Genomic DNA, 13,986 nt, shown 5'->3' on the forward strand with positions numbered 1-13,986 from the left:
ACAAGCCGAGGACGTGGTCCAACTCGACCGGGTCAATGTCTCGGCCAGCACCAGCCGCCTGCCGGATTCGGCGGCGGCACTACCCAACACCATCACCGTGATCGACCAGGCGCAACTGCGCGAGCAACTGGCGCTGACTCAGGACGTGTCGCAAGTGCTGGCCAACCTGATTCCCTCGTTCTCGCCCTCGCGGCAGAAACTCACCACCTCGGGGGAGACGCTGCGCGGACGCAAGCCGCTGTACCTAGTCGACGGGGTGCCGCAGTCCACGCCGCTGCGCGAAGGCGGCCGCGACGGGCACACCATCGATCCGGCGATGATCGAGCGCATCGAGGTGATCCACGGCGCCAATGCGCTGCAGGGCCTGGGCGCATCCGGCGGCATCATCAACATCATCACCAAGCGCGCACCGCGCCAGGATGGGCAGAGCTTTCAGGAGATCGGCGTGGCCGGCAGCAGTGCGCTGCCGCACCGCGACGACAGCACGGGCTACCGTGCTTCCTATCTGTTCGGCACGCGCCGGGGCGCGTTCGACGCGGTGGCCGGCGCGTCATATGCACGCGAGGGCCTGTACTACGACGGCAACGGCCAGGCCGTCGGCGTGCAGGACACTCAGGGCGACCTGATGGATGCCAGCAGCCACGACCTGTTCGCCAAGCTGGGCTGGAACATCGATGCGCAGCGTCGGCTGCAATTGAATGCCAACCGCTACCAACTGCAGGGCGACAACGACTACCTCACCGTCCCCGGCAACATCGCCACGGGCCAACTGGCCACTTCGCGCCGTGGCCACAAGGACACCGCGGCGCCGCGTAATCGCTCCACGTCGCTGAGCCTGGACTACAGCGACAACGCACTGGCCGGTGGCTACCTGCAGGCGCAGGCCTACTGGGTGGATTTCGCCGGCCTCTATGGCGGCAGCAACTTCGCCAACCTTCTCAACGATGGCCGCAGCGTGTTCGACCAGTCGCAGAACACCTCGCGCAAGCTCGGCGCCAAGACCAGTTGGTCGCGCGGCGACCTGTTCGGGCTGCCGCTACGGGTCACGCTCGGCCTGGACCTGGCCCGCGACCGCACTTACCAGGAACTGGTCCGCAGCGGCCTGAAGTGGGTGCCGGCGACCACCTACAGTTCGCTGTCGCCGTTCCTGCAGACCGAGTACCGCATCGCCTCGCACTGGCTGCTGAGCGCCGGCGTGCGCTACGAGCGCGGCACGCTGGAAGTGCGCGACTTCACCACGATCCCCAGCAACAACGGCGGCCAGTTCGTGCGCGGCGGCAAGCCCACCACCACCGAGACCCTGCCCAACGTCGGCCTGGTCTGGGAGGCCACCGACGCGCTGAAGCTGTACGCGTCGTACTCGGAGGGCTACACCGTGGCCGACATCGGCCGCGTGCTGCGCTCCATCGACGTGCCGAACCAGCGCGTGGACACCCTGGTCGACCTGCGCCCGGTGATCTCCGACAATCGCGAGATTGGCGTGGACTACGAGGATGGCCGCTGGCTGATCCACGGCGCCTATTACTGGTCCGACGCCAAGCGCGGCACCCGTCTGGACTACGACACCGCCACCGAAAGCTACCGCGTGGCGCGCGAGCGCACCGAGATCCAGGGATTCGAGGGCACCGTCACCTGGCAAGCCAGCGACAGCACGCGCCTTGGCATGGGCTACGCCACCGCCGATGCTCGCTACGACAGCGACCGCGACGGCCGCGTCGACAGCGATATGCCCGGTGCCAGCGTCAGCCCGGACCGCATCACCGCCTTCTGGCAGCAGCAGTGGACCCCGGGCATTTCCACCCGCCTGCAGGGCAGCCACGCAGTCAGCCGCCGCTTCGACCTGCGCGGGCGGGAGGTGGCGCACTTCGGCGGCTACACCACGCTGGACCTGCAGACCAGTATCGCGCTGTCGCGGGGACAGTTGAGCGTGGGCGTGGAGAACCTGCTCGATCGCCAGTACGTGAGCTATTACGCGCAGACCACCCCGCGCAACGACACCTACACCGCCGGCCGCGGTCGGGTACTGACCCTGGGCTGGAACGTGCGTTTCTGACACGTCGAGCGGCGGGGCACGGCTATCGGCCTGCCCCGTCAGCGCGTGTGATGCACGCTGAAACCAGATGCGTCGGCCATTCGCAGTGCGGAGCCAACGCCGCGGACGCCCCCCCGGCAGAGAAGCGGCCCGTGACACGCTGAAAGGCGGCGTTGCGCCTCGCCCAGACGCCAGCGCGCGCCGCCTCTCAACGCGCCACAGGCCGCGTCGCACGCGTCTCAAAGTGCACAACACGCTCTAAACTAGGCGCATGCGTATCGGCCCCTACACGATCGAACCGAAGGTGATCCTGGCACCGATGGCCGGGGTCACCGACAAGCCGTTCCGGCTGCTGTGCAAGCGCCTGGGCGCCGGCCTGGCGGTGTCGGAGATGACCATCTCCGATCCGCGCTTCTGGCAGACCCGCAAGTCGCTGCAGCGCATGGACCACGCCGGCGAGCCGGACCCGGTCAGCGTGCAGATCGCCGGCACCGAACCGCAGCAACTGGCCGAGGCCGCGCGCTACAACGCCGACCACGGCGCGCAACTGATCGACATCAATATGGGCTGCCCGGCGAAGAAGGTGTGCAACGCCTGGGCCGGTTCGGCGCTGATGCGCGACGAGGCGCTGGTGGCGCGCATCCTCAGCGCGGTGGTGAAGGCCTCGCCGGTGCCGGTGACGCTGAAGATCCGTACCGGCTGGGACTGCGACCATCGCAACGGCCCGACCATCGCGCGCATCGCCGAGGACTGCGGCATCACCGCGCTGGCGGTGCACGGGCGCACCCGCGACCAGCATTACAGCGGCCAGGCCGAGTATGCCACCATCGCGCAGATCAAGGCGATGCTGCGCATTCCGGTGATCGCCAACGGCGACATCGATTCGCCGCAGAAGGCAGCGCAGGTGCTGGCCGCGACCGGCGCCGATGCGGTGATGGTCGGGCGCGCGGCGCAGGGCCGGCCGTGGATCTTCGGCGAGATCGCGCACTACCTGGCCACCGGCGAACTGCAGCCGGCGCCGTCGCTGGCGTTCGTGCGCGACACCCTGCTCGGCCACCTGCAGGCCCTGCACGATTTCTACGGCGAGGCGCAGGGCGTGCGCATCGCGCGCAAGCACCTGGGCTGGTACGCCAAGGACCGGCCGGAAAACGCCGCGTTCCGTGCCGTGGTCAACCGCGCCGAGAGCGCGCAGGCGCAACTGGCGCTGACCGCGGAGTACTTCGACGCGCTGATCGCCGGGGTGCCGCCGGCCTTGTCCGCTGCCGCCTGACGTTTTCTTCTCCCCTGGAGCACCGCCATGGGCACGTCTCCCGAAACCCCGACCTATCTGCACGGCTATTCCGACACCGAACAGGCGCGCCTGCTGAAACAGGCGCGCTTGCTGGAAGCCACCCTGTTCAACCAGATCGACTACACCGGCGCGCGGCGCCTGCTGGAAGTGGGCAGCGGCGTCGGCGCGCAGACCGAAGTGCTGCTGCGGCGCTTTCCCGACCTGCATGTCACCGGCATCGACCTGAGCGTGGCGCAACTGCAGGCCGCACGCGACAACCTGCAGCGCATGCCCTGGTGCCAGGACCGCTACACCCTGCAGCAGGCCGATGCCGGCGACCTGCCGTTCCAGCCGCGCAGCTTCGATGCGGCGTTCCTGTGCTGGGTGCTCGAGCACGTGCCGTCACCGGCGCGGGTGCTCAGCGAAGTGCGGCGGGTGCTGGCGCCGGGCTCGCCGGTGTACGTGACCGAGGTGATGAACGCCTCGTTCCTGCTGCATCCGTATTCGCCGAACGTGTGGCGCTACTGGATGGCGTTCAACGACTTCCAGTACGACCACGGCGGCGACCCGTTCGTCGGCGCCAAGCTCGGCAACCTGCTGCTGGCCGGCGGTTATCGCGACGTCAGCACCGAGATCAAGACCCTGCACCTGGACAACCGCGAGCCGGCGCGGCGCAAGACCATGATCGGGTTCTGGGAGGAACTGCTGCTGTCGGCGGCCGAACGGCTGCTGCAGGCCGGCGCGGTGGATGAGGAGACCGTGGCCGGCATGCGCCGGGAGATGGCGCAGGTGCAGAGCGACCCGGACGCGGTGTTCTTCTATTCGTTCGTGCAGGCGCATGCCACGGTGTATTGAGCGCGCTCGTGGCGCCGCTGGCGCCTGCGCGCTTATCGGCGTAGGCGATGCAGGCTCGACCCAAATCCGTCGCCACATCCGGGCCAGCGCCGCGCGGACGTGCCCGCGTGCTACCGGCGCCCGATACGCCGCCTGCAGCTGCCTCAGGGCGATTGCTTGCCAGCCGTCGCCCTGCTGCCGCGCCACCGCGACGTTGAAGTTGTCGCAGGCAGCTACTTTGCTGGCAATGCGGAGAAGGCTTGGCTCAGCCACCTCCAGAAGCCCGGATCAGCGCTGCGCCTGCACACCAGAATAGTGACGACATGTCCGCATTCTCGGTGTGTCTCAAACAAAGACGTCCCCGGCGGGAACGCCTTTGTTTATTTCGTCTGCGCTGCCTGCAGCAAGATCATGGGGCGATTTTTAGTTTGCGTAGAGTGGGAAATATCCTTGCGAAACGAGTATGTTGAAGGCTGAATGGGAGGTAGAGGCGGCCAATTCGCTGTTGCCATTAAAGAAAAGGAGGCCTCCCACATCGCACGCTGTGACAATCAACCAGCCCTTTTTCGGGTCTGGAGACCCGGCGTATTTCGCTGTGATGCCGGCCGCAAATTTGGACCAGTAGCGCGCGGAGTGTCTTGCCACGCTCAACGCGCCCAGAACCAGCGCCCCATTCTTCGACTTGGGATCGAGCCGCGCGATGCCTTCCCGTTCCAATTCCTCGAATTGCACCGCCGCAGCGTCAAGGTCACCGGCGTTCTGCACAACCTGGTCCATTCGCACGATGAACGAGAACTCGTAGGCACTGAGCTGTTGGCGCAGCCCGGCCAGGGTTTCGGCCATCGGCCGGGCCGGGTCGATTGCATCAATCATGGGCTGGTGCGTGGCGATGAAGCGCTCCAGCGGCATGCCGGGGTTGTAGCCGCACTTCTCGACCAGGACGGCGAGCGCCTCCTCGCGCGAGGCCTTGGTCTCCATCAGGCAACCCAGGTACATGTTGTGCTGGATGCCCGCTTGGTCGATCGGGTTCTCGGCCGCCAGCGCCGGGGGGGCGCCGAAGGCATTGCCGATCAGGAGGATGGCGGTTGCAGCAAAGAGCTTCTTATTCATGCGTGTTCCCATGCAATGGATAGAGGGTGGCCAGGTCTTCCGATGTTCCTGCGGAGGATCCAGGCGAAGCGATCACCACCGCACCGGCACAAGGCGCGATGCGACGGTTTCAGGCTAGGCGGGTCGGCAACGACGCACGAGGGCGAAACCGGGTCGCCAAGGGAACGAACCGGGTCGAATTGGCGAATCCGTGGCACCACCGCCGCATCGCGGAAACGCGGCCCTGGTTGCGGCTGTGTGTCACGACCGAAGAATCAATCCCTTACGTCGACTCAATCCCGATCCATACCCGCGGCTGCGCTGGAATCTGCATCGCCGCTGCAACTAGGCTGGTGCGAGCTCTTCTGTTTAGGAAGCTCACTGCCTGCCAGCACCCCGTCGTCCATGCCGCCGTCGTCGCGGCCCTCCTGACACAGCCCTGGGCCCTCCACGCCCACGACACCCTGCTGCCGGACCGCTGCCTGGAGCAGGACCACAAGCAGCAGGTGGTGATGAAGTTCGATTTCGACGGGGAACAATTGCGGCAGGTGATGGCCACGTGCGGGGTAGCCGACCACAAGCAGTCCCACTCGAATACCCCCGCAACATCGCCGTTTACTGCAACTTGCCTCGGCAATGAAGCTGCATCACGCCGCGCTCAACGCGCCGCTGTCGGCACCGGCGCACCGACCGGCACGGGCGACGCCGGTTCGACCCAGATCCGTTGCCACATCCGCACCAGCGCAGCCCGAATCTGCCCACGTGCCGCCGGCGCCCGGTAGGTGGCCTGCAACTGCCGCGGCGGCATCGCCTCCCAGCTGGCGCCGTGCTGCCGCGCCACCGCGAAATTGAAGTTGTAGTCCGGCTCCAGGCCCATGCGCAGGTCGCTGAGCACCAGTTCGCCATCTTTGACCTGCGCGCGCATGAAACCGCGGTTGAACCAGCTCAGCCGCTGCACCGCCGGCAGCGCACGCACTTGCGCCAGCGCCTGCGTGTTGGAGGGATAGCCCTGGAAGCGCATCGGCCCGCGATCGGCGACCAGCGAGCGCTCGCCGATCACATAGCCGTTCGGGGTCATCGCCACCACCCGCCACAACACCGTGTTGAACGGCATCGGCACCGAAAAGCGCGGCGCCTGCGCCAGGCCCATCGCCGCCAGCGCGCGGTCGGCCTCGCGATCGACCAGGTGCTTGGCCAGCAGCGACCAGCCCAGGTAGGTGCTGCTCAGCAGCAACCCGGCCAGCAAGGCCTGCTGCGCCGCGCGGCGCGCGCGGGCGAACCAGGCGATGGCGTAGGCGAGCAGCAGCCACAGCGTGTAGGCGGGATCGATGATGAACACGCTCGACCACATCGTCGGCGGCGGCCGCAGCGGCCACCACAGCTGCGTGCCGTAGACAGTGAACGCATCCAGCAACGGATGGGTGATCAGCGCCAGTTGGATCGCCCAGAACCAGCGGCGCGGCGCCTCGGCGACCCGCCCGTGGCCGAAGCGGCGGAACAGCCACCAGACCAGCCAGCCGAGCAGCGGCATCACGAACAGCGAATGGCTGAAGCTGCGATGCACCGTCATCAACGTGACTGGGTCGCGGGTCAGCGGCAGCAGGATCAGCGAGTCGAGATCGGGCACGGTGCCGAGTACGGCACCGGCGAGCAGTGCCGCACGCCGATGTGCAGCCGGCGCGATGGCCGCGGCAATGGCGCCGCCGAGGACGATCTGAGTAAGGGAATCCATCGGCCGATGCTAGCAGCGATGCGGCGCGAGGCGCGCCGCGGCGGCAGCGTTCGTCGTGACTGTCCGCTGGCTTCCCTGGAGAGCGTGGGCACGCCAATCCGCGGAAGCACCGTGGCGCGCCTCGCGCGGCGCGCATCAGCAGCCAGTGCCGCGGCTGAAACCGTTCCTGCACAGCTCGCACAGCATGTCGGGCCGGACGGCTGCCGGGTCAGGCAGGCACCATCCCCGCACGCCCGACAACGCCGCACAAGCAAGGCGCCCCTTCCGGGACGCCTTGCCATTTTTGCTGTACGCCGCTGGGATCAACCGCTCACTTGAACCAGCCGTGGACGACGTTGGAGACGGTCGCCGCCGTGCCGATGTTGTGCGAGGCGAGATAGCCGACCACGTCCGAACCGATGGTGGCCAGCCATTTCCAGAATCCCTTCTTCGCGGTGGCGCCAGCCGGGGACTCCCCCTGCTCTGCCGCATACTTGGACCAGTACTGGGTGGAGTGCCTGGCCACGCTCAGTCCGCCCAGGATCAGCGCACCATTCTGCGATTTCGGATCGAGCCGCGCGATGGCCTCCCGCTCCAGTTCCTCGAACTGCACCGCCGCCGCGTCCAGGTCCTCGGCGTTCTGCACGATCTGGTCCATCCGCTCGATGAACGAGTATTCGTAGGCACTGAGCTGCTGGCGCAGCCCGGCCAGGTTCTCGGTCATCGGCCGGGTCGGATCGACGCCATCGACGATGGGCTGCTGCGTGGCGACGAACCGCTCCAGCGGCACGCCGGGGGCATAGCCGCACTTCTTGACCAGCAGGGTCAGCGCGCCCTCGGCCGTGGCATTCAGGTCCATCAGGCAGCCCAGGTACATGTTGTGCTGGATACCGGCCTGGTCCACCGGGTTTTCGGCGGCCAGCGCAGGGGCGCCGACGACACTGCCCGCCAGCAGAGCGGTGGCGACAAGGAACTTCTTCTTCATGAGCGTTCTCTCGCTATTGGAAGGGATTGGAGATGGCTGGGTGCATGGATCGCCCCCGGGGGATATGGCCACCGCCGCATCGGCAGACGCTGCGATCCGGCGATTTCAGGCTAGGCAAGCCGCCACCGGGACACGAGGGCGAAGCCGGGCCGTGCGTGGAACGAACCGGGCCAGATCGGCGAGCCGAGCGCGGTGGCGTGGCTGCACGGCGCGGCGTGCCGCGTCTGCGGCGCGGATGCTCCGACCGTCAAGAATCAAGGCGTTAGGCGGATTTATTCCCGGTCTATACCCGCGGAGGCGCTGGCATCCGTCGCAGCGCCGCTCTTAGGCTGCGGGTCCGCTTTCCGCGCATTGCGAGGTTCCGATGTCTGCTTACCGCTCCGTCTTCCATGCCGCCGTCGTCGCGTTGCTGTTTGCCCTACCCTTGGCCGCCCACGGCCACGACACCTTGCCACCGGACTGGTGCCTGGAGCAGGACCAGGAACCGGAGGTCGTGGTGAAGTTCGATTTCGACGGCGAGCAGTTGCGGCAGACGATGGACAAGTGCGGGGTGGTCGATAGCCACGAGCCGTACACGAATACGCTGAACACCATTGCGGCCTATTGCGAGGTGGTGGCGCCGTCGCGATCGGCCAAGCCCATCGTGCTCGGTCCCACGACGTTCCTGGCCCGCGACCACCACAGCAGCTATCGCATGGAACACGGCTTGAAAGGCGCGTGCGTGGTCTGCCCGGCCAAGCGCGGGCGCTGACGCACCGTGCAGGCGCGCGCGCTCCTCAATGTGGCCAACGATCGCCAGCAGGAATGCCGGGCACGCTCAGCCCAGCGCGTCCCGGCGGGTGTAGGCCAGCACCGTGTCGATCCTGCACTGCAAGGCGGCGCGCGCCTCTGCCGACAGCCCCTCGCACTGCGCGAGCACGAAATAGGCCGAGCGCAGCACGTCCCGCCAGCGCGGGTTGCGCGGCAGCTTGGCGACCGCCAAATAGCGCTCCATCGCCCGCGCGCGCAGGCGCCCGTCGTCGATGTTCACGCGCCAGATCCGGCTGCGCTCGGCCAACTCCAGCCGGCCGGTCGCCGTGGCGCGCTCCCAGGTATCGATGACCGCCAGCATCAAGTCGACCAGCGCACGCCGGAAGGCATCGCGCAACGCAGGCGCGGCGGCCTCGGCTTGCGCGTGCTCGGCCTGCACGATGTCCGACGCCGCGCCACTGTCGCGTTCCTGCAGGGCGAGCACGACCAGGCCATCGCCGCCCTGCCAGGGCGCGAGGGTGGCGGCGAGCGGCGTGCCGTGCCGCGCCTCGACCTCAAGCCGCTGTGCGGCACTGTCCTCCATCCGTTCCAGCGCCGCCTGCAAGGCCGGTCGGTCGCTCTCGGCAACGCAGGCGAACACCGCCTGCCCGACCGGTTCGGCGGCGTCCGCGCCGCCAAGCAGCAGGCGGCCGGCACGATTGGTGGCCAGCACCTGGCCTTCGGCATCGAGCAGGCACAGCGCATCCTCGCGACTGTCGAGCAGGGTCTGCAGCAGGCTGCGATCCTCGGCCAGCGCATCGGCCTCTCGGCGATAGCGCGCGAGTTGCTCCTCGTGGCGGACCTGCTGCGCGGCTTGCAGCACGTGCTCGCGCTGCCGGCGACGCTGCAGCCACAGCCAGACGCCGAGCACCGCGGCGACGCCCGACACCAGCGCCAGCCACAGCAGCAAGGTGCGCTGGCGCAGCTGGACCTGGCGCAGGCGGTTTTCGCTCTGCAGGGCATCGATAGTGCGCTGCTTTTCGGCGGTATCGAAGCGGACCCGCAGCCAGTCCAACTGGCGATCGTGCTGCGCGCGCACCAGTGCGGCGGCTTCCGTGTTCGCACGCCGCAGCGTGGCGATGGCCGCGCCCGGATCGCCACTGCTTTCCTGCAGCCGTGCCAGTTCTTCCAGCAATGGCACCCGCACCGGATCGCCGCCGGCCGCCGCCGCCAACGCCGCGCGCAAGCGTGCCGCGGCGGCGGCGGCATTGCCTTGAAGCCGGGCCGTCCGCGCCAGTTGCAGCTGCAACGCGGACGGCAACGGCAGCGCCCATGCCTCGGCCAGCGCGAGCGCACTGGAGCTCCAGCGCTGCGCCTGCGCCACGTCGCCAAGCGCCAGTGCCGCGCGGATCAGGCCATCGTGCACACGCAGTTCGTACACCCGGCGGCCCTGCGCGCGGTACACGGCCAGCGCTTCCTGCAACCAGGCCAGCGCCTGCGCCGTGTCGCCACTGTCGAGCGCCAGCTCGGCCATGGTTTCCTGCACATGCGCGGCCTCGATGGCGTCGCCCTGCGCGCGGTTGGCGGCCAGCGCCTCGCGGTAGTAGCGCATCGCGGTGTCGGGCTCGCGCAGTTCGCGATACACGTCGGCGATATTGGTGAGCACGGACGCCGACGCCGCGCCGCGCGCGCGCTGCAGGTCCAGGCTCAGCGTCAGGTGGCGCAAGGCGCCGCGGAAATCGCCGAGCCGGCGCAGCGCCGCACCCACATTGTTCAGATCGCGCGCCTCGCCCGCACGGTCGTGCAGCGACCGGGACAGCGTGGCTGCACATTCGAAGCGCGCCAGCGCCTGCGGCAGGCGTTCGCGGCGGAAATCGAGAATGCCGCGGCGGCGGGTGAGTTCGTAGCGCAGGCGGGTATCGCCGGCATCGCCGATGTTGGCCGCGGCACAGTCCAGCGCCTGTTCGGCAGCGTCGAGGCGGCCGCCGTCGAGCTGCTCCTTGGCACGCGCAAACAATGCCGCGACCCGCGCTTCGCCCGCCGTGTGCGGCGTCGATACGCCCGCCTGCTGCACGCACAGCAACGGATCGGGAAGCGGACGCGGCGCCGCCGGCTCCGCGCAGCCATACACCGTGTTCTGCGCCATCGAGTCCGCACTTGCCGCGAGCAGCACGCCCAGGCACGCCAAGCGCAGGCATGTCCGCGGCCGCGCACCAGGCGCGGTGACATGCGCCTGGACAAGATCGCCGGAAACGGCAGACCAGGCCAAGCCGCGCCACGTCCCCATGGATCGGCGCGACCGGCCGCACAACGCCTTCCCTGGTTTCACGGTCTCCACAACTCCAGAACTGATCGGGATGCGGCGCACGCGCGCCGCCGCGCCATGGATCAGCGCGACGCCCGGACGCGAACGTGGGTTCCTGCCCGGGCATGCCGCGCCGACGCACCGCAGTAGACCCGATGCCACGGAAGCCGGGCAAGCATGCGCGGTGGTGATGCACACCCCACACGGGCAATCGTGGAATGGCGGTCACGCCAGGTTCTACGCTTCCGTCCAGTGCAGGGGCGCGGCGCCACGACCGGGGCGATCGCGATCGGGACAACGGCACGGCACGCAGACGCGGCAGCAGTCGAACGCAGCAATCTCCGGTCACGTGCCAGGCGGTTGCAGCGCCGCCTGGCAACGATCGCCTGACTCAGGCCGCGCGCGGCCAGGCGTTCTCCTGCACCAGCCGCAGGCGTGGCGGCAGTTCGCGCAGCACCTCGCCGCGGTGCGAGAGCAGGCGCAGCGTGCCGTCGGCGTCCTCGGCGAGCGCGGTGAGGCTTTCCACCCAGTCGCCGTCGTTGGCGTAGACCAGGCCGTCGCGCGCGAACAGCCCGGCGCGGTGCACGTGGCCACAGATCACTCCATCCAGGCCGCGACGGCGCGCGTCGTCCAGGCCGGCGGCGACGAAACGCTCGATGTAGCGCTCGGCGGCGCTGCTCTGCCGCTTCAGATAGTCGGCCAGCGACCAGTAGCGCATGCCCAGGCGGCGCCGCACGCGGTTGGTCAGCTGGTTGCCGGTGAGAATGCGGTAGTACAGCCAGTCGCCGAACTTCTCCTGCAGGCCGCCGAACTGGGTCACGCTGTCGTAGTCGTCGCCGTGCACCACCAGCAGGCGGCGTCCATCGGCGGTCGTGTGCACCGCGCGCCGGCGCACCTGCATGGCCGGCAGCGCCAGTCCGCAGAAGCGGCGGATCGGCCGGTCGTGGTTGCCGGGCACGTAGATCAGCTCGGTGCCGCCGCGGGCCAGCGCGTGCAGCGCATCGATCACGCGCTGGTGCGCCGCACTCCAGACCGCGCGGCGCTGCGCCATCCACCAGAAGTCGACGATGTCGCCGACCAGGTACAGCTGTTCGCAGCGCAGGCCGCCGAGGAAGTCGGCCAGTTCACGCGCATGGCAATGCGGCGCCCCCAGGTGCACATCGGAAACGAACACCGCGCGGCGCGGCGCCAGGCTGTTGAGAGGACTCATGCCACCACCTCTGCTTCGTTGCGGGGACGTTCGAGGTAGCGCGCGCGCTTCTTGCTGCGGATGCGCTGCAGGTCCAGCTCGATCAGGCCGTCGACGGCGTCGTTGAACGCGGGATCCACGCCGAAGGCGAGGAAGCGCGCACCGCCGGGCTCGCACAGATCGGTGTACTGCTTGTAGAGCATCGGCACCGCCGCGCCCAGCGCGTCGAGGTTGCCCTTGAGCACCTTGAAGGCGGTGTCGGCATCCAGTTCGTCGAACGCCGGCGGCGCTTCCGGATACGGGAACGGCCGCGCCGAGGCGGCTTCGCCGCTGGCGTCGCCGTAGTAGCGCGCGTAGTAGGCCACGATCTGCTCGCGCGCTTCGTACGGCAGCGCGGCGCTGATCGACACCGCGCCGAACAGGTAGCGCACCTGCGGATGGTCTTGTAGATACGCGCCGATGCCCTGCCACAGGTAGTCGATGCTGCGGCTGCCCCAGTAGTCCGGCACCACGAAGCTGCGGCCCAGCTCCATGCCCGCGGCGATGCGCGGCAGCATGCCCTCGCCGTAGCGGAACAGTTCGGCGGTGTAGAAGCCGGCCAGGCCGCGCTCGGCCAGCACCGGTGCGCCGCGGGCGACGCGATAGGCGCCGACCACGCGCGTAGCGGCGCCGTCCCACAGCACGATGTGCTCGTACCAGGTGTCGTAGTCGTCCAGGTCCAGGCGCCGGCCGGTGCCCTCGCCGACCGCGCGGAAGGTCAACTCGCGCAGCCGACCGATCTCGCGCAGCAGCGCCGAGCCGGCGCGCAGCCGGCCGACGCGGATCTGCTTGCCGTCCAGGGTGTGGCCGAGGCTGCGCAGGCCGGCCACCTCCACCGCCAACTGCGCCGGATCCTCGGCGGCGACCAGCGCCTCCTCGCTCGGCGCGGCCTGCCCACCGCTGCGGCCCAGTGCATACAGCTCGCTGCGCAGGCGGCGCATCAGCTCGGCTTCGGGCAGGTCCTGCGGCAGGGCGCGGGCGCGACCCAGGCTGAGCGCGATGCGGCGCTCGCGGCGGGCGAACATCTCGCGCGCCAGCAGCGCGGTGCCGGCGGGCTTGAACAGCGCCGAGGCACCATAGAACAGCGCCGAGTTGCGCGCATGGATACGCACGGGCAGCACCGGCGCGGCGGTGCGGAGGGCGAAGCGCAGGAAGCCGCGGCGCCAGCGCCCGTCGGCGACGCCGCCCCAGCCCAGCCGCGAGACCTCGCCGGCCGGGAATACGATCACACATTGCTCCTGCGCCAGCGCCTGCTCGATCGCCCGCACGCTGGCCGGCGACGGCGCGCCGCCGAGGATGCGCACCGGCAGCAGCAGGTCGCGCAGCCCCTCCAGCGCCCATAGGAAATCGTTGGCGACGATCTTCACGTCGCGCCGCACCTGGCCCACGCAGTCCAGCAGCGCCAGCGCATCCAGCGCGCCGGAGGGGTGGTTGGCGACGATCAGCAGGCGGCCACGTGCCGGGATGCAGTCGGCCGCGGTCGGTGCGACCACGTAGCGGGCCTGCAGGAAGTCCAGTCCGGCCTGGACCAGGGCGAACCCGCGCAGGTCGCGGTTGGCCTCCAGGAACGCGTCCAGCGCATCCAGTCCCGACCATTTCTGCAGGCTGCGCAGCAACGGCCGGACCAGCCGCGAACGGCGTCCGGCAAACCAGTGCGGGTAGCGGTCCTGGAGACGGCGTTCGAGTGCGAGCACGGCAAGCCCCCTTGCTGACTGCGCACAGCTTCGGCCGCGGCGGCGACACCGATCTTGCAATCTGGCTACGGCAAGGTGACGGGCGCACCGGGGCGCGCCAACCGGTTAA

The 13,986-nt window shown here is 69.1% G+C and carries 11 protein-coding genes; 4 read left to right on the top strand and 7 right to left on the bottom strand.

Going from position 1 to position 13,986, the window contains the following annotated elements; translation table 11 throughout:
- Nucleotides 1-13: 13 nt before the first annotated feature.
- The 3 genes from FHR56_RS00570 (at nucleotide 14) to FHR56_RS00580 (ending at nucleotide 4,157) form a co-directional block, all read left to right on the top strand.
- A complete protein-coding gene (locus FHR56_RS00570) occupies nucleotides 14-2,053 on the top strand; it encodes a TonB-dependent receptor (RefSeq protein ID WP_160948068.1) in 2,040 nt (679 codons plus the stop codon).
- Nucleotides 2,054-2,303: 250 nt separating this feature from the next.
- On the top strand, nucleotides 2,304-3,302 hold the full coding sequence (gene dusB / locus FHR56_RS00575) for a tRNA dihydrouridine synthase DusB (RefSeq protein WP_160948069.1): 999 nt from the start codon (nucleotides 2,304-2,306) through the stop codon (nucleotides 3,300-3,302).
- Between the two features lie 27 nt (nucleotides 3,303-3,329).
- The gene (locus FHR56_RS00580; protein ID WP_160948070.1) at nucleotides 3,330-4,157 is read left to right on the top strand and encodes a class I SAM-dependent methyltransferase; all 828 of its coding nucleotides are present in this window, start codon (nucleotides 3,330-3,332) and stop codon (nucleotides 4,155-4,157) included.
- 402 nt (nucleotides 4,158-4,559) lie between these two features.
- Here FHR56_RS00580 and FHR56_RS00585 read toward each other — a convergent pair whose 3' ends face one another.
- The 4 genes from FHR56_RS00585 to FHR56_RS00600 all read right to left on the bottom strand — a co-directional run bounded on the left by FHR56_RS00585 (nucleotide 4,560) and on the right by FHR56_RS00600 (nucleotide 7,921).
- Nucleotides 4,560-5,246, bottom strand: a complete 687-nt coding sequence (locus FHR56_RS00585; protein ID WP_237473350.1) for a hypothetical protein — start codon at nucleotides 5,244-5,246, stop codon at nucleotides 4,560-4,562.
- A 272-nt stretch (nucleotides 5,247-5,518) separates the two neighbouring features.
- Nucleotides 5,519-5,803, bottom strand: coding sequence for a hypothetical protein (locus FHR56_RS00590; protein WP_160948071.1), 285 nt, complete (start codon nucleotides 5,801-5,803; stop codon nucleotides 5,519-5,521).
- Nucleotides 5,804-5,883: 80 nt separating this feature from the next.
- The gene (locus FHR56_RS00595) at nucleotides 5,884-6,957 is read right to left on the bottom strand and encodes a metal-dependent hydrolase (RefSeq protein WP_160948072.1); all 1,074 of its coding nucleotides are present in this window, start codon (nucleotides 6,955-6,957) and stop codon (nucleotides 5,884-5,886) included.
- Nucleotides 6,958-7,267: 310 nt separating this feature from the next.
- Nucleotides 7,268-7,921, bottom strand: coding sequence for a hypothetical protein (locus tag FHR56_RS00600; RefSeq protein WP_160948073.1), 654 nt, complete (start codon nucleotides 7,919-7,921; stop codon nucleotides 7,268-7,270).
- Between the two features lie 364 nt (nucleotides 7,922-8,285).
- Between FHR56_RS00600 and FHR56_RS00605 the strand changes: the two genes are divergently transcribed.
- Nucleotides 8,286-8,672, top strand: a complete 387-nt coding sequence (locus FHR56_RS00605) for a hypothetical protein (protein WP_160948074.1) — start codon at nucleotides 8,286-8,288, stop codon at nucleotides 8,670-8,672.
- Nucleotides 8,673-8,738: 66 nt separating this feature from the next.
- Here FHR56_RS00605 and FHR56_RS00610 read toward each other — a convergent pair whose 3' ends face one another.
- From FHR56_RS00610 to FHR56_RS00620, 3 genes are all read right to left on the bottom strand, one after another.
- Entirely contained in the window at nucleotides 8,739-10,796 is a 2,058-nt protein-coding gene (locus FHR56_RS00610; protein WP_160948075.1) for a tetratricopeptide repeat protein, read from the bottom strand.
- Between the two features lie 550 nt (nucleotides 10,797-11,346).
- On the bottom strand, nucleotides 11,347-12,165 hold the full coding sequence (locus FHR56_RS00615) for a UDP-2,3-diacylglucosamine diphosphatase (RefSeq protein ID WP_019797873.1): 819 nt from the start codon (nucleotides 12,163-12,165) through the stop codon (nucleotides 11,347-11,349).
- Nucleotides 12,162-13,877 (bottom strand): lysophospholipid acyltransferase family protein, encoded by a 1,716-nt coding sequence (locus FHR56_RS00620; RefSeq protein ID WP_184502382.1) that lies wholly within the window; start codon nucleotides 13,875-13,877, stop codon nucleotides 12,162-12,164. The genes FHR56_RS00615 and FHR56_RS00620 overlap by 4 nt, the downstream gene beginning before the upstream one ends.
- Between the last annotated feature and the right edge of the window lie 109 nt (nucleotides 13,878-13,986).

It is taken from the genome of Xanthomonas sp. F10 (genome assembly GCF_014206815.1).
GTDB lineage: Bacteria > Pseudomonadota > Gammaproteobacteria > Xanthomonadales > Xanthomonadaceae > Xanthomonas_A > Xanthomonas_A indica.